Here is a 23,630-nt window from a genome sequence, read left to right on the forward strand (position 1 = left end):
AGGATCCTAGAACTTGAACTGGGTTGTGGTTCGCCACGTGGTCATCGCCAACCGATAGTCGTCGATGTGCTCGAACCGGAACTCCAGCCCCGTCTTTTCGAAGAAGCGTTCCCACCCGATGCGATCGATCCATTCCGCCATCCGCTCGTAACGCCGAGCGTCGGACGCGTAGGTATCGAGGATCTTCTTGATCGTCTGGACCACGGTCGGCCAGCGCGGCGGTTCGTTGGGGATGTAAGGAACGGCCAGCTTCGAAAACTTGGGAGCGGTACGAGAGTTGGACACCTTGCCGCCCACCCACAAGGCGACCCCGTCGCCGTCCTGGTTGGCGATGGGAAGCGCCGGACACATGGTGTAGCAGTTCCCGCAGAACATGCAGCGGGCGTTGTTGATTTCGACGCTCTTGTACTCGCCGACCTTCTTCGGCTTGATCGCTGCCGTCGGGCAGGCGGCGATGACCAGCGGGATTTCGCACACGTTCTGGACGCGCTCATGCTCGACAAACGGCGGCTTGCGGTGGACACCCAAAATGGCGATATCCGAACAGTGCACCGCTCCACACATATTGAGGCAGCACGCCAGCGAGATGCGGACTTGAGCCGGCAGCTTGTGGCTCCCGAAGTAGTCGAACAGTTCGTCCATGACCGACTTGACGATACCCGACGCATCAATGGCCGGCGTGTGGCAGTGGACCCATCCCTGGGTGTGGACGATGTTCGTCACACAGGCTCCCGTGCCGCCCAGCGGAAACCAGTTGCCCCTGCTCTTCAGGTCATCGATGAGCGGCTGCAACTTGGACTTGTCGTCCACCATAAATTCGATGTTGTTCCGGGTGGTCCAACGCACATAACCGCCGCAATGCTTGTCGGCAATATCACAGATATCCCGGATCAAATCCACGCTGACCAGCCGGCAGGCGCCCACGCGCACCGTGTAGACTTCGGCGCCCGTCTCGGAAACGTGCACCAGTACACCTGGCTGAAGGATTTCATGGTACTTCCACTTCCCGTAGTTGTCCTTGATGACCGGCGGGAAGAATCTGTCGTACTTCGGAGGACCAATATCCGTGAGGCGGTCTTTCATAAGGTCGCTGGGATCGAACGGCATAACTTCACCTCCCTAGGCCTGATGGCGTTTGCGGTAACCCTCGGCATCGTGTTCCCAGCCGCCGGGCACGTCCGCCGGATCGTAGAAGATGTACGGATTATAACGCGGCGTGTTGATCATCCGCGGATCGGGCTGCAGTTCCGTGGCTTTAAGGAATGCTTTCATCCCGAGTCTCTGGATGAGTTCACCAAGACGCTCGCGGTTCTTCCCGTTTTCCATCCACCAATCCCACATCTTTTCGACGAAGGATTTGAACTCTTCGTAGGGAGGCTCCATCTTCATGAAAGGAATGACCACGCTGCTCATCTGCGCGCCTTCCAAAATCGGAGCCTTGGCACCCACCAGAATCGTGGCACCGGTGTCTTCACCCGGCTTGAGAGCCCGCGGCATCACGTTGATGCAATGCATGCACCGGGTACACTCTTCATCCCGGATCTTCAGGGTCTTTCCATCCCATTGCATGCAGCGGGTGGGACACTTGCGGATCACTTCTTCCTGGATGTCCAGAGCGCGATTTTCGGTGCCGTGAGCCCCGCCGTTGGGGACCAGTTCCCCGCCCACGTAGGCTCGAACCGCATCCTGGTCGATGCGGATCTTGTCACGCCAGGTACCGATGATGGAGCAGTCCGCGCGGGCGATGGCCGCAACACAGTCGTTGGGACAACCGGAAGTTTTGAACTTGAACTTGTAGGGAAACATGGGACGGTGAAGCTCGTCCTGGTACGTCATGGTAAGGTCGTAGGTGATGTCCTGCGTGTTCAGGCACGACCATTCGCAACGGGCCTTGCCGATGCAGCAGGAAGGGGTCCGAAGGTTGGAACCGGAGCCGCCCAGGTCCATGCCCAGCTGGTGGGTCAGTTCGTAGAAAATCGGTTCCAGCTGATCCGTAGTGGTACCGAGCAGAATGATGTCCCCCGTGGACCCGTGCATGTTGGTCAGGCCGCTGCCCCTGGCTTCCCAAAGATCACAAAGCTTGCGAAGAATTTCGGTTGAATAGAATTTGCTCGCGGGCTGATTCACGCGCAAGGTGTGAAAATGAGCCACCTTTGGAAACAGGTCAGGGCGGTCCGAATACCGGCCGATCACGCCGCCGCCGTAACCGAAGACGCCCACAATGCCGCCGTGCTTCCAGTGGCCCTCCTTCTCCTCATAGGACAGCTCCAGCTGTCCCAAAAGATCTTCGCACATGGCGCTCTTGGCCGCCATGCGCTTGATGTCCGCCACGAAACTCGGCCATGGCCCCTTTTCCAGTTCGTCGAGCAGGGGGGTTGCGTGTTTCAACGCCATTCTTCATACCTCCTTTAAGGGTTCTCCACTTCAGCACTCAGCTCGCCATCCTCGCACTGTCGCTGAATCGGGCCTATGCACGGAGCATCGGGGCCGCGATCACCTTTCCCCGACCTCTTGTCCGAGAAAGCGGTTGTCCCAAACTTCCCGGCGGCAGCTAGGAACCAGCGCCCAGCACACTCAGGCCATGCCTTTCTCTTCCTTCTCCAGGTCGCCTTCCGAGGGAAGCATGTACATGGTCGTGCTGCCGCTGGACCAATACCTGATCTTTCCCTCGGTCACCAGCTCATTGATGAGCTTCTTGGCCTGACGCATGCCAAGATCCGGGACGGCCTTGCAGAGGTCGTTAAAGTAAAGCTTTGATTTTTTTTGACTTTTCATGTATTCCATGATCTTTTGTTTCGCCTCTTCGCTCATCTCGTTCTCCTTTGCGTAAGGGCTTCCAAGAACCTCTAAACAACAAAGGGGTTCTCCCCTCTGACCGACCCTCCGGTGAATTGACAAAGTGAATCGTTTCACTCATGCTGGCTCCTCTATAAACTCGCACCTCGAGCCTTGTCAATAGAAAATCAGGAAAAATGGGCTCCTGCGGCGTGCCGGGAGGGTTCCCGGCGGGTCCCGCCCAGCCTTGACACATCCATCTGTCCCCTGTTAGGGTGCTGAGGTGCGACCAAGCATGTGTCGATTCCGAACGATTCACGAAAGGACCAACGATGACCGCGGACACCCCGCAAACGCAAGACCTGCAAAGGGATCTAAACCAGTATATTCGGTACCTTAAGGAACGGATCTTCTTCGAACCCGAATCCCCCGTGTTCCACTATAATTTGGGACTCGCGTATGCCCGCAAGGGGCTTACCGACGAAGCCATCTCCGAGTTCGCACAAGCCATCGAACACGATCCTTCACTGGCTCAGGCCTACGTGAACCTTGGCGGCCTCTATTTTCAGAAAAGGGACCTGGACCGCTGCATCCAAGTCAACCTGCAGGCGGTGGCCATCAACCCGAACCTGGCCATGGCTCACAGCAACCTCGGTTTCGCCTACCTCCAGAAGGGGGACCTGGAGAACGCCATCGCCTCATGCCGCCGGGCCATCAGCCTCATGCCGGGGCTGGTGCAGGCCCACAACAACCTGGCGGCGGCCCTTCTCAGGAGTGACGAACCGGAGGCCAGCATCGAAGCTTCCCTGGAGGCGTTGCGGCTTGACGAACGCTTCGCCCCCGCCCACTACAATCTGGCGGCCGCCTACAGGCTTCTGGGGGATCCCACCAGGGCGGAACATCATCTGGATCAGGCCAGGGCCTTGGGCTACCCGGTGGAAGAGGAACACGGCCGTTCCCATTAGCCGAAGTCGATCCCACTCGATCTCGGGAAAGAGTACCGCCTCATGGAAATCCTGAAAGACCGCTTCGTCATCGTTGAATATTCCGTCCAGCTGGACGACGGCAGTTACGTCAAGGGCGAAAACCGTCCGGCATCCCTCAATTTCATCGCCGGTTACAGCCAGGTGTTGCCTGCTCTGGAAGAGCGGCTTCTGGGGCTTGAAGAGGGCCGGGAAGTCCGATTCGTGATCCCGGCGCGGGAAGCCTTCGGGGATCGCGATCCGAAACAGGTCAAATGGCGGAGCTACGAGGAGTTTCCGCAGGGCCGGGATCTCCAGGAGGGCAAGTGGGTCATCGCCACCAACGATCACACCGGGGTTCAGTACAGCTGTTTCGTAGTGGAAAGGGACGACCGGGGCGTCCGGCTGGACTACAACCACCCGCTGGCGGGAAAGGATTTGCACTATCGGGTCAGGGTGGTTAAGGTCAGGCCCGCCGAAGCGAGCGAATTGGAACAGCTTCGACCCTGTGAACACGGAACGGGCGGCTCCATGCCCCCGTCTTCGCAGCCTTCGCTTCACTGAACGGGACGGTCGGAGGCTGTCTGAGAATACCCTTCGGTCGCGGCCAAGCCCGCTCCTACCGATAACGGCAAACTGGGCCGACCCCCTGTAGGGGCTGGCTTGCCGGCGATCAGGGTCAACGGAACATTGCCGATTTTACGGGTCGCGGCCAAGCCCGCTCCTACAGGAATAAGGTACCTCAGTGCCCGACTTTCATGATCTTGTTTTGGACAAGATCATGGCAGCGTTCTAAAGCGGAGACCTTAAGCAAAAAAGGTTAACGAAGGTCAAAAAATCCCCCCTCTCCCCCTCCCCTTAATCCCCTCTCACAAGGGAAGGGGAAATAGAATGGGTGCAGATCTTTTGCTTCTTGTTCCCAAGCTCCAGCTTGGGAACACACAACTGTGCAGAAGCTCCAGCTTCCGTGAGGCTATTCCCAAGCGAGAGCTTGGGAACGAGGGGAAAGACCACTTCGAGATCCTGGCGAGCTCCCTAGAAAGACAGCGCGTTTCAGCTGTAGCAGGAGGGAAGCTGGAGCTTCCCGGGCAGGGCGTTCCCAAGCTGGAGCTTGGGAACGAGGGGAAAACTCCCCCTCTCTCTTGATGGGAGAGGGTTGGGGTGAGGGTGAGAAAGTTAACGTATGTCAATCAGTTACATTCCCATCCCCTTAATCCACTCTCACAAGGGAGGGGAAAATAGAATTTGGCATCAAATATTAGATCTATTATTTTTTACGCTACCAAGCTCTTAAACGAGACCGCCGGGCCCTCAGATCCTGCGGCTTCCATACCACCGGCAGAAGTCGAGGAGGGCGAGGGATCGGGGTTCATCCCTCAGAAGACCCCGGCACAGGTCGAACAGGTCCTTGTGGAACTGCCGGTAGCGCTGATCATTGGAGTGTGCGGCGAAAAACTCGTTGAGGATGGCGTCGGCGCGGACGGCCGAATCGCTGCAGATGCGTTCCCGAGGGTCCTTGGGCTCCTGGAACGGATCCCAGTTCTCATAGCCGATCCGAAGGATACGTTCCCGGCCCCGCTTGGACATCCCATCGAAGATCGCTCGCTTCTTGAGCTCGTATTCTTCTCGGTCTTCCGTCATTTCCCATCCTTGAAATAGGTCGTTGAGCCCGAACGTCGAGAGGTCAATCGCGACTCCCTTCCTCATCCGCCGGGTCTTCCCAGAAGAGTTTCAGCCGGATCTTTTTGAATTCCCGGGTGCTGAAAAGGATCCGATGGTCACGTATGGCGATCGCCTCCGAGAGGCGTTCCGCCGCCGCGCGGCATTCATCTTCCGTTCGGCCGTGGATCATGGCGTAGAGGTTGTACGGCCATTCCGGCCTGGCGGGCCGATGGTAGCAGTGACTCACCTCCGAATGGGCCGCCAGAATGTTCCCCAACCCGTCGATACGTTCTTCCGGACAACGCCAGACCACCATCCCGTTGGCGGCGAAACCCACTTCTCTGTGATTGAGCACCGCTGCGAAACGGCGGATCCAACCCGTATTGGTCCAATGGACAATGAGCTTCATCAATTCCGTTTCCGGCATGCCCAGTTCTTCGGCCCATACCTTGAAGGGCCTTGAGACCAAGGGCAAGTCTTCCTGGAGGCACCGCGCCACGCGGATGTTGGTACTGGAAGGCTGAAAGGGGGCGCCGGTTTCCAGCCTGGGGAGCGTGAAGGCTCCAGGGGCGCCATCGACGGCGTCTTCGTCGAGCAGGTCCAGCACCACGGCGAGCTTGTATTTTCTGAGAGCCGGAAGGATGAGCGTCGGCCAGCCGCCGGCTCGGATCGATAGGGTTTCGACCACGGTCTCCAGCGATCTTCCGGGCGGAACCGCCACCGTGAACCACAGGTTGTACGAAGCCGGCCGCAGGTAATTATGACTCACCCCGGGATACGCGTTCACCGCTCGGACCGCCGCGTCCAGGCAATCTTCCGGAACCGCCATGGCAACCAGGCTGCTTTGATAGCCCAAGGCCCCTGTGTTGAAAATGGCGCTGATCTGGCGGACTCGCTGCTGCTTTTTCAATTCCTCGATGCGGCCGATGACTTCGCCTTCCTCCAACCCCAGCCTTTCGCCCAAGCGGCGATAAGGCTCCGGGTCGATGGGAAAAGAGCGCTGCAGTCGATCCATGATCAATCGGTTTTCGTTGTCCAAGTCGCTTCTCCTTTGACTCCCGGACGTTCCGGCGATCGGAGGCGCACCGGCTCGTGCAGTATAAGCTTCCCGTTCACCCGCTGACAAGGAAAGAGGGCGCGCGTTTCGGCTTCCCAAAGCGCAAGCTCACGTCGCACGGTCTTGGAAAGGCGAGTGGATCGTGGTATAGGGAGGCTCGCCTCTTCAGAAGTCGTCTCCACCGGGCGGAGGCACCCCTGAACGACCGGAAACCGGCGAGACCGGTATTGGCGCAAGGAAGGATCATGGCGCTCAAGGTACTTTTCTGTTCCCCCGAAGTGGCCCCCTACGCCAAGACGGGCGGACTGGCCGACGTCGCCGGGGCGTTGCCGGAGGCCCTGGCCGCGCAGGGCTGCGACGTCCGCATCTTCATGCCATATCACCGATCCGCCCGGGACCGGGTCCTGAATCCGCGGCCGGTGGCGGAGTGGACCTCCATTCCCATCGGTCTCCACGACTTCCACGTGCACTTCTGGGAAACCCGCACCAAGGCCGGGGTTTCCTTGTCTCTCCTGGAAAAGGAAGAATTTTTCGACCGCCCGCATCTCTACGGCCACCCGGTTCGCGGTGATTATGAAGACAACGTGGAACGGTTCCTCGCCTTCTGCCGGGCCGTCCACCCCCTCTGCGTTCACACGGGCTGGTATCCAGACGTTCTGCACCTGAACGACTGGCAGAGCGCGCTCACCGCCGCCTATCTTCATTTCTTCTGGCGCCACGATCCCTACTGGTTCCGAACGCGGAGCGTTCTCACCATCCACAATCTGGGCTACCAAGGGCTGTTTCCGGACCGTTTCTTCAGCCTGACGCAGCTTCCCGGCGACGCTTTTACCATGGAAGGCATGGAGTTCTGGGGGCAGATGAACTTTCTCAAAGCCGGCATCCAATACAGCCACCGGATCACCACGGTGAGCCCTCAATACAGCCTGGAAATCCAGGAACCGGAAAACGGCTTCGGCCTGGACGGGGTCCTTCGGCACCGAAGCGGCCGGCTTACCGGCATCCTGAACGGCATCGATACGACTATCTGGAATCCGGAAACCGATCCCCACCTTCCGGCGAATTACTCCGCAGAAAACCCCTCGGGAAAACGTCGCTGCAAGGAAGCCCTGGCCAAGGAATGCGGTTTCTCAGAAGATCGCCTCGCCCACCCCCTGTTCGGCATGATCAGCCGCCTTACACCGCAGAAAGGGTTCGATCTCCTGAAAGATTGCTTCGACGACCTTCTGTCCCTTCCCTTGAACCTGGTGATCCTCGGGACCGGGGACGCCTCCATCGAGGAATGGCTCAAGGAAAAGGCCGAACGCTATTCGGACCGCTTCCACCTGCGCCTCGCCTTCGACGAAGGCCTAGCCCACCGCATTGAAGCCGGCGCCGACTGCTTCCTCATGCCTTCCCGTTACGAACCTTGCGGCCTCAACCAGATGTACAGCCTCCGCTACGGAACCGTCCCCATCGTCCACGCCGTAGGCGGCCTGGTCGATTCCGTTATCGATGTTCTGCGTTTTCCTCAAACGGGGACCGGGTTCAAGTTCTACCGTTACACGCCCGACGCGTTCCTGACCGTCGTTCGGTCGGCACTCGAACTGATGCAAGACGACACGGCATGGCCGAGGCTCCTGAAGCAAGCCATGCTGCAAGACTTCTCGTGGTCGCGGAGTGCTAGAGCTTACCTGGAGGTCTACGAAAGCGCTCTGGCGGAAAGCCGGTGAACGGAAATCGGAATCCGGATGGGTTGAAGCCCCCTGCAAAGCCGGTCGCCCGGCAATGGGCGTTGCTACCTCGTGGTGGAGAGACTGCCTTCGGACCGGCTCAGACCACTTCGATCGTTCCGGGGCTTGGTGCCGTCACCCGGCCGATTTCTCGTGCGTCAGCCACGTCGTGTCACCGGAGTTCTTCTTCGTGTCACGGGCTGAGCAGTTGATGGATAAAAAGGCTCGCCAATCCCAGGAAGGCACAAAAACCGCCTACATCTGTTGCCGTCGTCACAAAAATGCTCGACCCCAGTGCCGGATCAAGGTTCAATTTCCGGAGCGTGATGGGCACCATGGCACCGAAGAGCCCGGCGACCACCAGGTTGATGGTCATGGCCATGCAGATGATGGTCGCAAGCCAGAGATTCCGGTGCCACAGGTAGGCGATCCCCCCCATCACCAATCCGACGGCCAACCCGTTGCAAAACCCTACCCCTGCCTCCTTCAGAACAATCCGCCAGTTGCCCTTGAGCTGCATTTCACCCAGGGCAAGGGCCCGAACGACCACCGTGAGTGACTGGTTTCCGGCGTTTCCGCCCAGCATGGCGACGATGGGCATGAGGCTGGCGAGAACTACAAACTGCTGAATCGTATCCGAGAAAACGTGAACCGTGTAGGAGACCACCAGGGCGGTGGCGAGGTTCACCATGAGCCATGGAACCCGCAACACCACGGAACGGCGAAGCGGCGAAGACACTTTTTCGTCCGTGTCCAGGTTGGCGAGAAAATACATGTCCTCGGTGGCTTCTTCGGTCATGACGTCGAAGATGTCGTCGTAGGTGATGATGCCCACCAGGCGGTTGTCGCCGTCCACAACGGGCATGGCCAGAAAGTCGTAGCGAACCATTTCCTTGGCCACCTCTTCGATGTCCATATCCACGCGGACGGCGATCACGTTCGTGTGCATGATGTCGCCCACCAGGTTTTCCGGCCGGGCCATAATGAGGTCCCGGAGCGAGACGATGCCCACCAGTCGGCGGGCGTCGTCGACCACATAGGCATAGTAGATGGTTTCCTTCTTGGGAGCCTGGAGGCGCAGCTGATCCAAGGCCGAGCGGACCCGGGTCTCCGGACGGAGCAGTGCGTAGTCGGTGGTCATGTACGCGCCGGCACTGTCTTCCGGATAGGTGAGCAGCTTCAGGAGATTCTGCCGTTCAGCCTGGATGAGGAGGGCCAGCAGGCGGTCCTTGGTGACCTCGTCCATCTCCTCCACCAGGTCCGCCCGTTCGTCGGGCCTCATGTTCGAAATCAACTGAACCAACACGTTCCGCGGCAGATACTCCAGCGTCTCTTTCTGTACCTCGAACGGCACGAACTCGAAAATGGGGAGCGCGGTTTCGGGTCCAAGGATCTCGATGAAACGGGCGATTTCCTCCGGCCGGAGCGTCGCCAGCACTTCGGCTGCGTCCGCAGGGTGCAGAGCCTTCAAGGCTTCCACCAATTCGTCGCGGCCGCCGCTCCGGACCATATCCCGGAGGAATTCCACGCCGGCGTTTTCAACCATGGGTCCCATCTCCTCCCTCGACCCGCCGCATACCGCTCAAGGTCGCTCCATCGGCATCAAACCGGCAGTTCCCTTTCCGAGGTCCTGTTCTTCTATCAGACCGCCTCAACGTTTTCAATCGAGCCCTTCTGTGCTATGGATGCGTGCTGACGCGGTAAAATCCGGACGCTGTCAAGATTCCTTCCCACACCAGGAGACTCCCAATGGACGCAAACGAAGTGATTTACGAACAGCTTGCCGATCACCTGGATCGCCTTCCAGCGGGATTCCCGCGGACGGAGTCCGGCGTGGAGATACGGATTCTCAAGCGGCTTTTTTCGCCGGAAGAGGCGCAACTCGCTCGGCAACTCAGCCTGAAACCCGAGTCCCCTCAGGAAATCGCAGCCCGCACCGGAGGCGATCCCCGGGAGCTTGCGGATAAGCTCTACGACCTGTCCCGAAAAGGACTGATCCTCAGGTTGCGCAAAGGCGAACAAGTCCGCTACATGGCCGCCCAGTTCATCGTCGGCATCTGGGAATACCACGTGAACGACCTGGATCCCGATCTCATCCGCGACATGAACGAATACATCCCGCACTTCTTCGACGCATCCATGAAGCTTGGGACCCCCCAGCTGCGAACCATCCCGGCGGCCAGGGCGCTCACCCCTGAACAGCGGATCATGCCCTACGAAGAAGCCCGCCGCCTCATTCATGAGCAGAACCGCATCGTGGTCGCTCCCTGCATCTGTCGCAAAGAACACCGGATCATGGGAAAGGGTTGCGACAGGCCCCTGGAAACCTGCCTCGTCTTCGGCTCGGCCGCGGACTTCTATGAGGAAAACGGCCTGGGGCGCCCCATCGGCCGCGAAGAAGCCCTCCACATTCTGGATCTGGCGGAAGACACGGGACTGGTCCTCCAACCCACCAACGCCCAAAAAGTCGTGAACATCTGCGCCTGCTGCGGCTGCTGCTGCCAGATTCTCAAGAACCTCAAGCGGCTCCCCCAACCGGCACGCTATGCCGCCTCCAACTACTTCGCCTCCGTCGAAGCCGAAGACTGCTCGGGCTGCGGAACCTGCCTGGACCGCTGCCAGATGGACGCCATTGTCATGGGTGAAGACGGCACAGCCGCCATCGAACAGGACCGATGCATCGGGTGCGGGCTTTGCGTCACGACCTGCCCCGAGGAGGCCATCCGTCTGGAACTGAAACCAGAAGAAGACCGGAAGGTTCCCCCCGCACATCCGTTCGAAACCTTCCAGCGGATCGCGCAAGAGCGGATGGAGCGCTTCAGGCAGATTCATACCTGAGGCCGCAGGCTCTCCCGCCCCAAAACGGCTCTTGCCCGCGGTCCCCCACGGCGGGGGCTCGGCTGCCATGACACCTCGGCATCCATCGACGCCGCAGCGCACAAAAACCTTCCATAGCGCGGAAGGCGGCACGGGCTGAAATCGGGCCCGGAAAGCAGGAAAGGCGCCCAAGCGGCGCCCTTCCTGTTTCAAGCACAATGGAATCTCCAGGAACCCGTCCGTTGCTCACCCCGGACCGCGCGACCGGGGAGACGGCTCTCCCTGCCGGATCAAATCGGGTAGACGTTTCCTGTTTCCAGAATGCGCCATCCGTTTCGCGTTTCTCCGAGCAGCATGTTGATCTGCCAGCCGACCTTGCAATGGTCCGAAACCTCACGGGGGACTTTCACTTCCAGGATGTCGGTTTCCGTGGTCAAACCGGAGAGAACCAGGACACCAGGCTTCACCTCTTCCACCGTGAAGTAGTCGTCCAGTTCATCGGTCCAACCTCGCGGCGCATGGGTTTGCGCGTAATCGTAAAGGAGCCGGGCCAGCCGTTCGGCCGCCGGCAGTTCCCTTGAGGCTTCCGCCGCAAGCTCTATGGCCTGGCGCGCTTCTTCTTTGCGGGCGTAGCCGTTTTCCGCCAGCCACTGCATGAGCTTCTTCGTGACTCTCCCCGCCGCTCTCAGGAGCGACTCGGACGCCATCACCTTGTGGATGATGAAATAGCGCAAGAAGGTCGGAACACCGCTGGGAATCTTGTCCGGACCGAATATAGTGCAAAACGCCAGTTCCTTGTAATCGGCCAGACGGCGATAGAAGGTCTGTTCTCCGTTTGTCGGAAGTTCCTGGTAGCCGTAAAGGTTCAGAGACGTCGCAAAGAGCGTCACCACTTCTTCATAGCGTTGATAGGTTCGCCGTTTCAATCGCCGTCGCTGCTCTTCCAGGAACTTATCCAGCGTCTGCTCGATGTTGGGCTGAGCGATCGTCGGAAACGGAATGATATTGCCGGTCATTTTGATCATGAAATTTCACCTGTATCGAAATACAAAACTGCGCCCCCCAGCCTGTTTCTAACGCTTATACCCTTCTTCCACAGTGAGGACAATACTTAAATACCGCATCCAGGGGCGCGCCGCACCCTGAACATCTAAGGAAATCGTCCGTTTTTTCAACACGATGGCTCATACCTGGTGAAGCCCATTCGGGAGGCCATGCATAACCACACCGCTCGCACATGAGTACGGGCGTCCCCCGTTTCACCGAAAAAAGCGGGATGAAAAAGAGGCTCAGAACATGGTCGACCCGCTTCAGTCGCGCCTGTGCCAGGCCGCAAGCCGGACACAGTCTGGGCGTATGGTCGAGCACCCGGGTTTTCGGCTGAATCCCTCCAATAAAGACGAACACCGCTTCACTCATTCCTTGAGATTACAACGGATGCACAAAAACAGCGTCCACGTGCGACGGGCCCTTACGACTTCGATCGGGCGCCGTAAACGGGCACCACCCGCCAACCTTTCGCGGAAACGGACGCCGGCGGCACAAGCCCGTCACACGTTGAAGCGGAAATGGATCACGTCGCCGTCCTGTACGGGATAGTCCTTACCTTCCAGGCGGACGAGTCCCAGCCTCCGCGCCGCGGCATAGTCGCCCGCCCGCTCCAGGTCCGAATAAGCCACCACTTCCGCTCGAATGAAACCCTTCTTGATGTCCGAATGAATGACCCCGGCGGCCTCCACGGCGGGAAGCCCCACCGGAACGGTCCAAGCCTTCACCTCGTCGTCGCCCACGGTGAGGAAAGTCCCCAGGCCCAGGAGACCAAACGAACGTTGGATCACGCGGTAGACGGCCAACTCCCTGATACCGTAATCTTCCATGAACACGGCCGCCTCGGCTTCCTCCAGTTGAGCCAGTTCCATTTCGAGTTTACCCCGGACGACCACAACTTCCGCATCGCCGAAATCCACGCTCGGTGTTCGGTCGTCGTCGTCTGCATTGTTCACCACCACCAGCGTGGGTTTCGCCGAAAGGAAAGTGAAACCGCGCAGCTCTGGAGCAGCCGCCAGTTCCGGGTCGCTCCGCAGCGGCTTTTCCTCGTTGAGCAGAGCCGCGCAACGCTCCAACAGCTCGCGTTCCGCATCGACGCCCTGCCGTCCTTTCTGCCGTTCAGCCGCCAGCCGCTCCAACCGCTTTTCCACGGTGGTCAGATCGGCCAGAAGGAATTCCTCGGTCAGTTGTCGAAACTCGCGCTCCGGGGCCGCCTTTCCGCTCAACGGGTCCTCAAAATTTCTCACCACCATGAGCAAAGCTTCCACGGGGCGCATGTGGTTCAGAAGAAGCGCCATGTATTCTTTTCGGTTTTCCTGGGCGCCGGGCATTCCCTGCAGATCCAAGTAGGTCACCTGCGCATGAGTCGTCTTCTTCGGCCGGTACAATGCGCTTAACCAGTCCACCCGCGGGTCGGGAACGGAAACCGTGCCGAGAACGGGCACAACTTGCCCTCCCGCGGGAGCAGATTCGCCGCTCCTTCGCGTCAACGCGTTGAAAACCGTCGTTTTCCCCGAGCGGGGAAGACCGACCATTCCAAGTTTCATGACCGTCTCCCTGATCGCACTGCCCTTGAAAGCTCATCCAAATGATGCAGATTATAGTCCGTTCAGTCGGAAGGTGTCCAACGGATTGAATTTGCTGCAAGGTGTCCGTACCCCGGAGCAACCGGGTCTAAAGCTCGAGGAAAACGCCGCCGAAGGAAAGAGAAAACGGGCCTTCTGAACCGCAACCGACGCCCGCCCGTTTCAGCCGCGGATTTCGGCGTCTCAGAAGCCCGGAACCCTGAAACCGCATGCAAAGATGCACGAGGGACGCGCCTTGTTTTCCGATCCTCCCGGCCTCAGGCCCCGGCCTTCTTTCGTCGAAGCCACAGAAACCGTGAGCCTGTTTCTTGTCACCATCGCGCTCATGCTGTCACGGGTGAAGACGCTAGCGGGACCGGACTATCACCGGGCCCTGCGCGGCTGCCTGGACGAATGGCAGACGGGCTCGGCCCGAGGCGGAGTGTCCTGTTTCCACCTGGAACAAGCGACTCTTGGGCGGTTCTGGGTCGGAAACGGTCTTTCAGCCCGGTCCTCTGAGAAGTTCCTCCGGGAAAGCCGCCGCGCAGCTCGACGCCACCTGGCGGAAGGGCTACGAATCGCGGTTCGTGTGGACAGTCCGAGCGCCTGCCCCCAGGTTCTTTTCTTCAGGGGAACGCTCCGGGACCCGTGCCGTTTCGGGATCGCGGCCTTCAATTCCAGAAAGCCACGGCTCACGGACCCCCAGGCTCCGTGGCTTCGAGCTCTCCGTTACGCCCTGGAACAGGCCGACCCTTCGCGCTTCGCCTGGATCAGCAGCGAGGGAACTCTGACCTACGACCTGGTGACCTACTGGAACCTCAGGCGGAATCCCACCGCAGGGATCGTTCGCTGTGAACCTGCGCCAATCCCTTTCCGCATCCCGCTGAAGTCGTTCGAAGGCGCCTCGACGCCGCAGTTTATCGCCACGTGCCGCCTGGCCGGCCCTCGATGTTCCAAGCACACCGCCATGGTGTGTCGTGACCGGCTCCTCGCCGCGCTTTCCGACATCCACCTCGTCCTGGAAGTCCGCTCCAACGGAAACCTTGAGGCTGTCCTCCGGGAGCAACAGAACGTCAACCCGCGGCTGCAGTGGATTCTTCGCCCGCGAAACACGGGCAGGGAAACCGGCGGCAACGCGTCGCTGCTGAAGCGTTTTCCTGAAACCGCCCGCTTCTTTGAACAGGAAGCCGGCGAGCGGGCCGGGCGGATCGAGTCCCTTCGGGCCGCCCCGCCGTTGAAACCGGCGGACTCGGTGGCCTGGAAGGAATACCTCTATCATTATACCCGGGCCTGCCCCGGGCCCTGGCCCGGGCAGAGCCGGGAAGAGTACCTCACGGCCCTTCTCCAGGGGCTTTCGGACTCCGGGCACACCGCCCTGGACACCCTGGCGAGGATCCTCAACGAAAGACGCATCCGCGGGGCCGCTCGCCTGGTTCGCGGCAAAACACCGGTCGTTTCCTGGTCGGCCCGGCCTCCATCGGAACTGAGCGCCATCCGCCGGTGGAATCCTGCTCTCATCCGTTGGACTTTCGAACCTTACGGCATCGCAGTTCGCAAGGCGCGCCTTCGTCGACTGGGCGCCAAGCCAGCCGTCTACGGCCCGCCCCATGCCTTTCAAAGGCTGAAGGTCTCTGAACGGCACCGTTTCCAGCTGCATCTTCCGCCGAAGCACGCCTGGAAAACGGAGCGGGAATGGCGCCTCGCAGGCGACCTGCAGCTTGACGAACTGGACGAAACCCAGGCGTTCGTCTTCGTTCCGTCGGCGCGGGAAGCCGAGAAACTGGCGCAGCGGACGTGCCTTCGGCTCCCCATCGTGATCCCGGAGACCGGATGAGCACTCTCCTGCGGCCTGGAACTCAAGCATCCCCGCTTTCCATTCACATCGTCGGGAACCCACAATCGATGAGAAAGAAGGGAAGGGGGACACGCTCGCGAGATATCGGGCGCGAGGCGATCGGGAGGCCGTGTCCGAAAGGCTTCAGGATGTCGCACCCAGGGAGTCAGCGGGCGGTGGAAACGGCTGGCTGCACCTCGAGTGTTCTTGAAGCAGTTCGGCGAGTAGCCGGAGGAGCGGCTGAAGTCCTTTTCCGGTAAGAGCGGAAACAGCCATGACGGGGTGCCCGACGCCTTGGAAGTTGGTGGTGATCCGTTCGACGGCGCTTTGATCGCCAAGTAGGTCGATTTTACTCAAGACGACGACCCTGGGTTTTTGAAGCAAAGCAGGGGAGTAGCTGTAGAGTTCATGTTCGATCTTTTCGAGAGGTTCCAGGGGCCGATCTTCAGGGACCGTCGAGATGTCGATGAGGTGAACCAGCACCTTCGTTCGCTCAATGTGGCGAAGAAATCGAATACCCAGCCCGGCGCCCTCATGGGCTCCCTCGATAAGCCCCGGGATGTCCGCGATGATGAACAGGCGACTGTCATCGACTTGAACGACCCCCAGGGTGGGTATAAGCGTGGTGAAGGGATAGTCGGCGATTTTGGGCCTGGCCGCCGAAACCGCGGCGATGAGTGTCGATTTGCCCGCGTTTGGGAAACCCACAAGGCCCACGTCGGCCAGGAGCTTCAATTCCAGTTGGATGTCCCGGGATTGTCCTTCTTCGCCTTCTTCCGAGAAACGTGGAGCCTGCCGCGTGGACGTCGCGAAGCGGGCGTTCCCTCTTCCGCCTCGCCCGCCGCGGGCGGCGCACCAACGGGTGCCCGGCGCGTCGAGGTCGGCCAGCACCTCGCCCGTTTCCACATCCTTTACCACGGTTCCCACCGGAACCGGGAGCACCAGGTCCGAGCCGCCTTTTCCATGTTTATTCTTGCCTTGGCCGTGAGTTCCCCGCCTGGCCCGGAAGATCCTCCGGTAGCGAAAATCCAGCAGCGTCGCCTTCTGCTCCGTGGCCTCCAACCAGACATCGCCGCCTTTTCCTCCGTCTCCGCCGTCCGGACCGCCGCGGGGAACGTACTTCTCCCGCCGGAAACTCATGCAGCCGTTTCCGCCTTTTCCGGCTTCGACCCGGATCTTGGCTTCGTCAATGAATTTCATGGAAGGCGACCGCGTTACAACGCAACGGTGACGACGACGGGGGCTCAGACCCCCTCGTCGTCCGTCCTCGAAACGCTTTGAATGGAGAGGATCGCGGAAAGTCAGGATTGAGCCGGAATGGGATAGACGCTTACCTTCTTGCGCAGCTTGTCCTTGTGCTCAAAAGCCACCACACCGTCGATCAGCGCGAAAAGCGTATAGTCTTTGCCCACTCCCACGTTGGTTCCAGGATGAAACTTGGTTCCCAGCTGCCGGACGATGATGTTTCCGGCCCGAACGTATTCACCGCCGTACTTCTTGACACCGCGCCTCTGGCCGGCACTGTCCCTGCCGTTTCGAGAGCTTCCGCCCGCTTTCTTGTGTGCCATGAAACAAACCTCCAAAAACGACGCAACGGTCCGCCGACTTAACCGTCTCCTGATACAGAAGCTTCAGACGTCGGCGGCCCGGTCCTCGATGCCCTCGATCTGAACCGCTGTATAATACTGGCGGTGGCCCTGCTGCTTGCGGTATCCCTTGCGGCGTTTGAACTTGAGCACCCTGATCTTCCTGTGACGCCCCTGGTCCACGATCCGTGCGCGCACCACCTTGTCGGGAAGATTCGGCCGGCCCACATGCACCTCATCCCCTTCGGACACCAGCAGCACCTGGTCCAAAAGAATCTCGTCGCCCGGCTCGCCTTCAATCTTTTCCAGCTTCAATACCGTACCGGGAGCGGCCTTATACTGCTTCCCACCTGCCTGAATGATCGCAAACATGGCACATTCCTCCGCACCACTCTTGCCCGATCCACCCCTGGAAGGCCCCCAAGGCTCCAGCTGAAAAGGCGGCCGAAAGGCCGCCGGGCGTACCGTGGACCGATTGCATTATCAAACCCGGGCGTATGCCCCTTGCTTTAGAAGCATTTCCTGGTATTCTTTCAGCTTTTCGCAGTTTTCGATGCACTTGTTCTTGTCCTGATCCACTCGGTCACAATCCAGACATGGGCTTCTCAAGGGCATAAACGCCTCCCTTCCAGAAGTGACGGAACAGTGTTTTATAGAGTCTCATCCAATAAGCTGTCAAGAGATTTCGGATCGGCTGACCCGGGTGCATCGAGCCTTCACAAAACCCGGTCGATCTTTCCTTCTTCAGCGCAAGTCATGGAGACCGCGACAGAGGATCATCGTCCGGGCCCGATGGAGGCTTGGATCGAAAGGGTTGAAAACGGGAAGAGCATAAAAGAAACAGACAGCGGCTTCAGCGTCGGGAACGGATCCTTTCCATGGCTTCGGCGGCCTGATCCTTCACGCGGACGTCACTCACCCGAATGCCGTCATAAAAGCGAAAAGGCCGGCCGTCATCCAGAAGACGTTCCAAGCGGATGACCGCTTCGGCCGCCCCGATAAGGCCGAGGAGCCTTGCGGCCAGGCCGCGGAGTTCCGGCGCACCGGCGTCAAGAAACGGTAGAATATAAGGAACGGGCTCCGTAAACGCCGCCTCCGCCGCCGCTGGACTGCGGCCTGCCTCTCCCGCCGGAACGTGAACAGTCGGGTTCCAGACGAAGCACTCCGGCCGGATTTCGGCCACCCGAGCAAGGCCCCAGAGCACCCCGGCCTGGAGCGGTTCGTGTTCCAGAAAGTTGCCGTCTTCGCGGATGTAGGCGAGGAGGATCTGGAAATATTCGGCGGCCATCCCCCCATGGCGCGCCATGATTTCACCCATGGCCTCCGGAGCTCCCCAGCCTATACCGCCCGATTCATCGTTCAGGTTCCAAATGAGCCGCCGGACGATCACACGGGCCGATTCCACGTCTTGCTCGGCCAGTCGTGAGACCACTTCCCCGAAGGCTGTGACGGCCCGCCAGCGGACGATTTCATCGGCATCGCACAGGAAAGAAAAGAGCGGATTGATCATCCGCCTGAGAGAAACACCCGAAAGTTCATGCAGCTCTTCCAGGAATGCCCGGCTTCGCAACCGTGCTTTCATTTCCCACTTGAGTTGGCGCATCCCGGATGCCATCCTTCCCTCGTCACATCACGTCGTTTATGGAGACCGCGGGCTGCTTGCTCCCCGGCATGAGGGGGCCTGCGGCGCCGAGCGCCCCGCCGGGCACCAAAACATCCCTCACGTGTCTTCCTCTTCCCAGTGGATACAGCCGGCCGGGCAGAACTTCATGGCTTCCTCGACGCATTCCTCAGCAAAGTCGGACAGATCCAGCACTTCGATATAGCCTGCTTCGTTCTTCCTAAAGACGGACGGGCAGACTTCGACGCACCCTTCGCATTGGCTGCATGTGCTCAAATCGATCACGGGGGTCTTGGGCATGGCCGGTTCTCCGAAAAAGAGATTGCTTCTTGTTCCCAAGCTCCAGCTTGGGAACGAGAGGAAAAACGTAGCACAATAACCAGTCGACATTATTAATGAATCTTCTATTTTCATATAAACTGGATCCATCAATACGAAAGGTTCTAAGTGCTGTCATATCCATCTCTTTTCTGCACATAACGACAAGCATCAGGCGCGACGCTTTTTGCCGTCGCCTGGATCCGCTTGCTATGCGATGTTCTGCAAACGATTGGCGAGATCGTGGCCGCTTGTTGCTGGCGGCAGAGGCTTGTTATCTTTATGGTATAGGTCAATGGCTTCTTCGACGATTTGGCATAGTTCTTCGAAAACATATTTTTCGTCGTCGCCGTGGCATCCACCGAGAATCAGTCCGGGGGCACTTCCGACATAACACTGATCTTCTTCCGACCACTCGACAATCTTTGCGTATTTTGCGCTATCTTTCATTTTTCCAACTCCTTGAGAGCCATGCGCACTGCACGGGCCTGATAATGTTTTGCATCGTCCCCAAGTTTACCTGAAATTATAATGGGTTTTTGTACTTTCGGATGGCTAAAGTTTCGATGACTCCCTGTGCCACCGCGATTCACGAACCCAGCCTTCTCCAACTCCGCTATTAAGTCCCGAATTTTTGGCGGCATCAGCTTCCCTTTGTATTGTTACTCACCTAACGACAGGATCACTTGCGGCTATGGAGCACCAGCGGAATACCCGTCAAGTGGATCCATTGGTTAGGCGAATTAAGTATTATGTCCCTAGAATTCACATCCACGCCCATCGCTTTGAAGCGGCGGGTTTCAAGCCCGCCGCTCCAGGTTTCGAGGGAGGGGGGGAACCCCTCCGAAAACGTCCACATTTCCCAAGGCCGGGCATTTCGGGTCAGTGCGTCAGCTTCTGCAGCTGGACCGAAAGGCGCCGAAGGTGGCTCTGTTCTTCCTTTATCAGGAGCCCGATCAGTTCCCGGCCTTTCTCCTCTTCCGTAGCGTCCTGCATGCTCAGAAAGAAGATGACCGAATCCTTTTCGAATTCGATGGCCAGCCGGAGCGCGTCCACGGCGTCGTTCACGCCCCTCAGCCTTTCCTCCACTTCGTCTTCCGTCCGGAACACATGCTGGTCGGCCATCATTTTGAGGTAACGATCCAGTTCGTTTTCCGGGTCCCAAACGGTACGCTCCGTCGCCTGCCTGGGGAGACCTTCCTTCATCTCCTGGAACCGTCTCTTGTGTTCCATTTCCTGCTGCTCCAGATCCCGGAAGATTTCTTTGACTTCCGGGTCGGCGATCCTTTCGCGGGCTTTCCGGTAAAAGACTCTGCCGTTTTCTTCGATTTCGATGGCGATGTTGAAGACTTCCGCCGCATTGAATCCAAACATCATCGATTCAGACTCCTTGTCCTCTGAGGACCCGCTATTCTTTTTCGAATTCACTCTTGGAAGCGCCGCACACGGGGCAGGTCCAGTCGTCGGGAAGCTTTTCGAACGGCGTGCCGGGAGCGATACCATTGTCAGGATCACCTTGGTCCGGGTCGTACACATAACCGCAGATCTGGCACACGTAACGATCCATCAGATCACCTCCTTGGGTTCACAGAGTTTCCTCTCGATCTCGCCTGCTTCAGTCTCCGCCGACCGCCTATCGCGATCAGCCATTGCCTCTCACTATAATGCTTTTTCTTTGGGATGCAAAAATAAGCCGTTCATCCGCTTCGTTTGATTTCCTTTGCCCAGAGGCGCCTCAGGCGCAAAGCATTTCCCACCACCGAAACGGAGCTCATGGCCATAGCCGCCGCCGCAAACATGGGATTCAACAGGATGCCGAAGAAGGGGTACAACACCCCGGCCGCCACAGGGATGCCCGCGCTGTTGTAAAAAAACGCCCAGAACAGGTTTTGGCGGATGACCTTCATGGTGAGCGACGACAGCCGGATCGCCCGTGGAACCAGCATGAGGTCGTCCCGCATGAGGGTGATATCGCTGGCTTCCATGGCCACGTCGGTTCCCGCCCCGATGGCGATCCCCACATCAGCCGCCGCGAGGGCCGGGGCATCGTTGATACCGTCACCAACCATGGCCACCTTGCGGCCTTTTTCCTGAAGCTCTCTCACCTTTTCGGCTTTTTCACCCGGAAGCACCTCAGAAAGCACACGCTCGATCCCAACCTCGCCGGCGACGGTCCGAGCCGTCCGTTCGTTGTCTCCGGTGATCATCCACACTTCCAGGCCCATCGCCTTCAGCCGCTGGATGCACGAAACGGCACTCTCCTTGGGGGCGTCCGAAAGGACAAGCACTCCTCGCACCATTCCGTCCACCGCCGTGTACACACATGTTTTTCCGGAAGCGATGAACTCTTCCAGGCGGCCGTCCAGGGAATCCAGCGGTAAGCCCTCTTCCTCCATCAAGCGGCGGTTGCCCACAACCACCGATCGCCCCGCCACGACGCCTCGCGCCCCGAATCCGGCCACCGCTTCGAAGCGTTCCACCGACTTGAGCACCAGGCCGGCTTCTTCCGCTCGACGAACTATGGCTCGCCCCAAGGGATGCTCGGAAGCCGATTCCAGAGAGGCGGCAAGGATCAGCAGCTCGTCCCGCGCCGATTCGTTTTCACCGGCAACGATTTCCCTGACCTTGGGTTTCCCTTCCGTCAGGGTACCCGTCTTATCGAAAACGACGGTATCGACCTGGTGGGCCCTTTCAAGGCTCTCGCCGCCCCTGATGAGGATGCCCGATTCTGCACCCAGGCCCGTTCCCACCATGACCGCCGTCGGGGTCGCGAGCCCCATGGCGCAGGGGCACGCGATGATCAACACGGAGACGAAATTGAGGAGCGCGCGGCTCACATCGGATCCCGGCACCGCAAATGTCCAGACCAGAAGCGTCGTGACCGCGATGACGATGACCACCGGCACGAAAACGGAGGCCACCCGGTCCGCAAGGCGCTGCACCGGGGCCTTGGAACCCTGGGCTTCTTCCACCAGACGGATGATCTGGGCCAGAGCCGTTTCCGCACCCACCCGGACCGCCCTGAAGGTGATCCGGCCGCTGCCGTTGATGGTCCCCGCGAAGACATCGCTTCCTTGCGTCTTGAACACCGGAACGCTTTCTCCAGTGAGCATCGATTCGTCCACGTGCGAGGATCCGCTCAGTACCCTACCGTCGGTGGGAATCCGTTCCCCCGGCCGGACGGCGATCACATCGCCCTTTTGCACCTCCTCGATAAGAACATCCACTTCCTTGTCGCCTCGAATCACACGAGCCGTCCGGGGCCTCAAGCCCATGAGTCGCTTGATGGCGAGCGACGTTTTTCCCCGGGCCCTCACTTCCAACAACCGGCCGAGGAGCACCAGCGCAACAATCATGGCCGCCCCGTCGAAGTAGACATGCGCCATGATCCCCGCCCGCTCGAAAAACCCGGGAAAGAGGGTTGCCATGGACGAGTATACGTACGCCGACGTGGCACCGAGGGCGACCAGTGTGTTCATGTCCGACGTCTTCTGGCGGGCCGCCTTGAACGCACCGGTGAAGAAGCGCCCACCCACCCAGAAAACCGCGGGAAAAGTGAGGCCCATGAGGACCAAGTTGACGGGAGCTGTGGGCAGATCGCGAAGGCCCGGAATCATCGACTTCATCGATCCCGCCATGATGGCGGCACTCAAAACGAGCCCGACAATCACTTTGATCTTGAGATCCCTCGTTTCCTGCGCCCGGGCGGCCTCCTGGGGATCCTCCCCGGCTTCCGACCAGATCCCGAGAAATTCATAGCCCGCATCTTCGAGTGCTTCCTTCAGCTGCTCGGAAACCACAGCAACGTCCGGTTCCGTAACGATCGTCGCTCTGCCGGTGGCCAGGTTCACCGATGCCTCGGCCACCCCTTCGAGGCCTCTGAGTGCATTTTCCACTCTCCGAACACACGCGGCACAGGTCATCCCGCCCACCGAAAGCGTGACCTTTCTCCCTGAAATCCCGGCCGCGCCAGGCTCCTGCAACGCTTCGTAGCCCAGTTCCCGGATGCGCCGTCGAACCGCATCGAGGTCCAGCTTTTCCGGGTCGTACACGACCGTGACCCGTTCGACGGCCAAATTGACGGAAGCATCGAGAATTCCGTCCAGCTCCTTGAGACCCCGTTCCACCCGCCGCACACAGGCGGCACAGGTCATCCCCCGGACGGCAAGGCTCTCTCTAGCCGACTTCATAACCCACCTTCTCGATCTGCTTTCGCACTTGCTCCATGTCCACGGGACGCGCGGCGTCGAAAGTCGCCTCCCCGCGTTCCAAACTGACCTCAACGTTGGACACGCCTTCAATTTCTTTTAGAGCCTTGGCCACCGTGGCCACACAATGCCGGCAGGACATCCCCCTGATCTTCACTTTCATGTTCATGGATCACCTCCTCAACCCGCAAACCGGAACCACGGGACTGCGCCGCCCGTCCCCCGCAGATCAGCCCGCCGCCCGCTTCCAGAAAGCCAGAAGTCCATTTCTTCCAAAAGCCACCTGGACCAGATCCCAGCCTTCACTTCCCCGCCGGTTCAGAATCTCCTCGAGGATCTTTGTCTGCTCGCCAGGGACCTGCTCCAGTGAGCAGGATCCATCGTCGGCGCAGAAATAGACAAGATGCTGAAAATGTTCGGCCGGGTGCTTCGTGATGGCGTACTCGAACCGTACCATGACCTCAGA

Annotated in this window: 28 protein-coding genes; 6 read left to right on the forward strand and 22 right to left on the reverse strand. The window is 59.4% G+C overall.

From position 1 onward, the window contains the following. Positions 1-6: 6 nt before the first annotated feature. From dsrB to FDQ92_RS05060, 3 genes are all read right to left on the reverse strand, one after another. On the reverse strand, positions 7-1,107 hold the full coding sequence (dsrB, locus tag FDQ92_RS05050; RefSeq protein WP_137423566.1) for a dissimilatory-type sulfite reductase subunit beta: 1,101 nt from the start codon (positions 1,105-1,107) through the stop codon (positions 7-9). Between the two features lie 12 nt (positions 1,108-1,119). Continuing rightward, positions 1,120-2,394: a dissimilatory-type sulfite reductase subunit alpha gene (gene dsrA / locus FDQ92_RS05055; protein WP_137423567.1), complete on the reverse strand. Its 1,275-nt coding sequence runs from the start codon at positions 2,392-2,394 to the stop codon at positions 1,120-1,122. A 180-nt stretch (positions 2,395-2,574) separates the two neighbouring features. Continuing rightward, positions 2,575-2,811, reverse strand: coding sequence for a dissimilatory sulfite reductase D family protein (locus tag FDQ92_RS05060; protein WP_137423568.1), 237 nt, complete (start codon positions 2,809-2,811; stop codon positions 2,575-2,577). Between the two features lie 296 nt (positions 2,812-3,107). Here FDQ92_RS05060 and FDQ92_RS05065 point away from each other — a divergent pair, with 296 nt between their 5' ends. From FDQ92_RS05065 to FDQ92_RS05075, 3 genes are all read left to right on the forward strand, one after another. Then, on the forward strand, positions 3,108-3,740 hold the full coding sequence (locus FDQ92_RS05065; protein WP_137423569.1) for a tetratricopeptide repeat protein: 633 nt from the start codon (positions 3,108-3,110) through the stop codon (positions 3,738-3,740). 42 nt (positions 3,741-3,782) lie between these two features. Next, entirely contained in the window at positions 3,783-4,301 is a 519-nt protein-coding gene (locus FDQ92_RS05070; protein ID WP_137423570.1) for an FKBP-type peptidyl-prolyl cis-trans isomerase, read from the forward strand. Positions 4,302-4,628: 327 nt separating this feature from the next. Continuing rightward, positions 4,629-4,883 (forward strand): hypothetical protein, encoded by a 255-nt coding sequence (locus FDQ92_RS05075; RefSeq protein ID WP_137423571.1) that lies wholly within the window; start codon positions 4,629-4,631, stop codon positions 4,881-4,883. Between the two features lie 165 nt (positions 4,884-5,048). Here the strand turns inward: FDQ92_RS05075 and FDQ92_RS05080 are convergent, their stop codons facing one another. Continuing rightward, a complete protein-coding gene (locus FDQ92_RS05080; protein WP_137423572.1) occupies positions 5,049-5,378 on the reverse strand; it encodes a hypothetical protein in 330 nt (109 codons plus the stop codon). A gap of 43 nt (positions 5,379-5,421) precedes the next feature. After that, the gene (gene ahbB / locus FDQ92_RS05085) at positions 5,422-6,438 is read right to left on the reverse strand and encodes a siroheme decarboxylase subunit beta (RefSeq protein ID WP_137423573.1); all 1,017 of its coding nucleotides are present in this window, start codon (positions 6,436-6,438) and stop codon (positions 5,422-5,424) included. Between the two features lie 263 nt (positions 6,439-6,701). Between ahbB and glgA the strand changes: the two genes are divergently transcribed. After that, positions 6,702-8,168, forward strand: coding sequence for a glycogen synthase GlgA (glgA, locus tag FDQ92_RS05090; RefSeq protein WP_137423574.1), 1,467 nt, complete (start codon positions 6,702-6,704; stop codon positions 8,166-8,168). Positions 8,169-8,361: 193 nt separating this feature from the next. Here the strand turns inward: glgA and mgtE are convergent, their stop codons facing one another. Then, on the reverse strand, positions 8,362-9,714 hold the full coding sequence (gene mgtE / locus FDQ92_RS05095) for a magnesium transporter (protein ID WP_170180198.1): 1,353 nt from the start codon (positions 9,712-9,714) through the stop codon (positions 8,362-8,364). A gap of 203 nt (positions 9,715-9,917) precedes the next feature. On the opposite strand from mgtE, the gene FDQ92_RS05100 reads away from it, so the two are divergent. After that, complete coding sequence (locus FDQ92_RS05100) at positions 9,918-11,006, forward strand: 4Fe-4S dicluster-binding protein (RefSeq protein WP_137423576.1); 1,089 nt, start codon at positions 9,918-9,920, stop codon at positions 11,004-11,006. A gap of 269 nt (positions 11,007-11,275) precedes the next feature. On the opposite strand, the gene FDQ92_RS05105 is transcribed toward FDQ92_RS05100, so the two are convergent. From FDQ92_RS05105 to FDQ92_RS05115, 3 genes are all read right to left on the reverse strand, one after another. Then, positions 11,276-12,010 carry a hypothetical protein gene (locus tag FDQ92_RS05105; RefSeq protein WP_137423577.1) on the reverse strand — a complete coding sequence of 245 codons (735 nt, stop codon included), beginning with the start codon at positions 12,008-12,010 and terminating at the stop codon, positions 11,276-11,278. Positions 12,011-12,065: 55 nt separating this feature from the next. After that, complete coding sequence (locus tag FDQ92_RS16420; protein ID WP_137423578.1) at positions 12,066-12,404, reverse strand: zinc ribbon domain-containing protein; 339 nt, start codon at positions 12,402-12,404, stop codon at positions 12,066-12,068. Between the two features lie 131 nt (positions 12,405-12,535). Beyond that, positions 12,536-13,579 (reverse strand): DUF933 domain-containing protein, encoded by a 1,044-nt coding sequence (locus FDQ92_RS05115; protein WP_137423579.1) that lies wholly within the window; start codon positions 13,577-13,579, stop codon positions 12,536-12,538. Between the two features lie 274 nt (positions 13,580-13,853). On the opposite strand from FDQ92_RS05115, the gene FDQ92_RS05120 reads away from it, so the two are divergent. Beyond that, entirely contained in the window at positions 13,854-15,431 is a 1,578-nt protein-coding gene (locus FDQ92_RS05120; RefSeq protein ID WP_137423580.1) for a hypothetical protein, read from the forward strand. A gap of 144 nt (positions 15,432-15,575) precedes the next feature. Here the strand turns inward: FDQ92_RS05120 and obgE are convergent, their stop codons facing one another. The 13 genes from obgE to FDQ92_RS05180 form a co-directional block, all read right to left on the reverse strand. Continuing rightward, positions 15,576-16,631, reverse strand: coding sequence for a GTPase ObgE (gene obgE / locus FDQ92_RS05125; RefSeq protein ID WP_137423581.1), 1,056 nt, complete (start codon positions 16,629-16,631; stop codon positions 15,576-15,578). 101 nt (positions 16,632-16,732) lie between these two features. Then, complete coding sequence (gene rpmA / locus FDQ92_RS05130; protein WP_137423582.1) at positions 16,733-16,999, reverse strand: 50S ribosomal protein L27; 267 nt, start codon at positions 16,997-16,999, stop codon at positions 16,733-16,735. A gap of 63 nt (positions 17,000-17,062) precedes the next feature. Continuing rightward, positions 17,063-17,389 (reverse strand): 50S ribosomal protein L21, encoded by a 327-nt coding sequence (rplU, locus tag FDQ92_RS05135; RefSeq protein ID WP_137423583.1) that lies wholly within the window; start codon positions 17,387-17,389, stop codon positions 17,063-17,065. 111 nt (positions 17,390-17,500) lie between these two features. Next, positions 17,501-17,632, reverse strand: coding sequence for a hypothetical protein (locus FDQ92_RS15885; protein WP_281276847.1), 132 nt, complete (start codon positions 17,630-17,632; stop codon positions 17,501-17,503). 238 nt (positions 17,633-17,870) lie between these two features. Continuing rightward, positions 17,871-18,620: a DVU0298 family protein gene (locus FDQ92_RS05140; protein ID WP_137423584.1), complete on the reverse strand. Its 750-nt coding sequence runs from the start codon at positions 18,618-18,620 to the stop codon at positions 17,871-17,873. A gap of 117 nt (positions 18,621-18,737) precedes the next feature. Then, positions 18,738-18,938: a ferredoxin gene (locus FDQ92_RS05145; protein ID WP_137423585.1), complete on the reverse strand. Its 201-nt coding sequence runs from the start codon at positions 18,936-18,938 to the stop codon at positions 18,738-18,740. Positions 18,939-19,166: 228 nt separating this feature from the next. Continuing rightward, positions 19,167-19,406, reverse strand: a complete 240-nt coding sequence (locus tag FDQ92_RS05150) for a hypothetical protein (RefSeq protein ID WP_137423586.1) — start codon at positions 19,404-19,406, stop codon at positions 19,167-19,169. Beyond that, positions 19,403-19,600, reverse strand: a complete 198-nt coding sequence (locus tag FDQ92_RS16150) for a type II toxin-antitoxin system HicA family toxin (RefSeq protein WP_137423587.1) — start codon at positions 19,598-19,600, stop codon at positions 19,403-19,405. The genes FDQ92_RS05150 and FDQ92_RS16150 overlap by 4 nt, the downstream gene beginning before the upstream one ends. A gap of 238 nt (positions 19,601-19,838) precedes the next feature. Beyond that, positions 19,839-20,333: a ferritin-like domain-containing protein gene (locus FDQ92_RS05160; RefSeq protein ID WP_170180200.1), complete on the reverse strand. Its 495-nt coding sequence runs from the start codon at positions 20,331-20,333 to the stop codon at positions 19,839-19,841. A 31-nt stretch (positions 20,334-20,364) separates the two neighbouring features. Next, positions 20,365-20,523, reverse strand: coding sequence for a rubredoxin (gene rd, locus FDQ92_RS05165; protein ID WP_137423589.1), 159 nt, complete (start codon positions 20,521-20,523; stop codon positions 20,365-20,367). A 130-nt stretch (positions 20,524-20,653) separates the two neighbouring features. Next, a complete protein-coding gene (locus FDQ92_RS05170) occupies positions 20,654-23,146 on the reverse strand; it encodes a heavy metal translocating P-type ATPase (protein WP_137423590.1) in 2,493 nt (830 codons plus the stop codon). Further along, positions 23,133-23,333: a heavy-metal-associated domain-containing protein gene (locus FDQ92_RS05175; RefSeq protein WP_137423591.1), complete on the reverse strand. Its 201-nt coding sequence runs from the start codon at positions 23,331-23,333 to the stop codon at positions 23,133-23,135. Before FDQ92_RS05175 ends, FDQ92_RS05170 begins: the two co-directional genes overlap by 14 nt. Positions 23,334-23,393: 60 nt before the next feature. Then, complete coding sequence (locus FDQ92_RS05180) at positions 23,394-23,621, reverse strand: hypothetical protein (protein ID WP_137423592.1); 228 nt, start codon at positions 23,619-23,621, stop codon at positions 23,394-23,396. Positions 23,622-23,630 lie beyond the last annotated feature (9 nt).

The sequence above is a fragment of the Desulfoglaeba alkanexedens ALDC genome (assembly GCF_005377625.1).
In the GTDB taxonomy this organism is placed as follows: Bacteria; Desulfobacterota; Syntrophobacteria; order Syntrophobacterales; family DSM-9756; genus Desulfoglaeba; species Desulfoglaeba alkanexedens.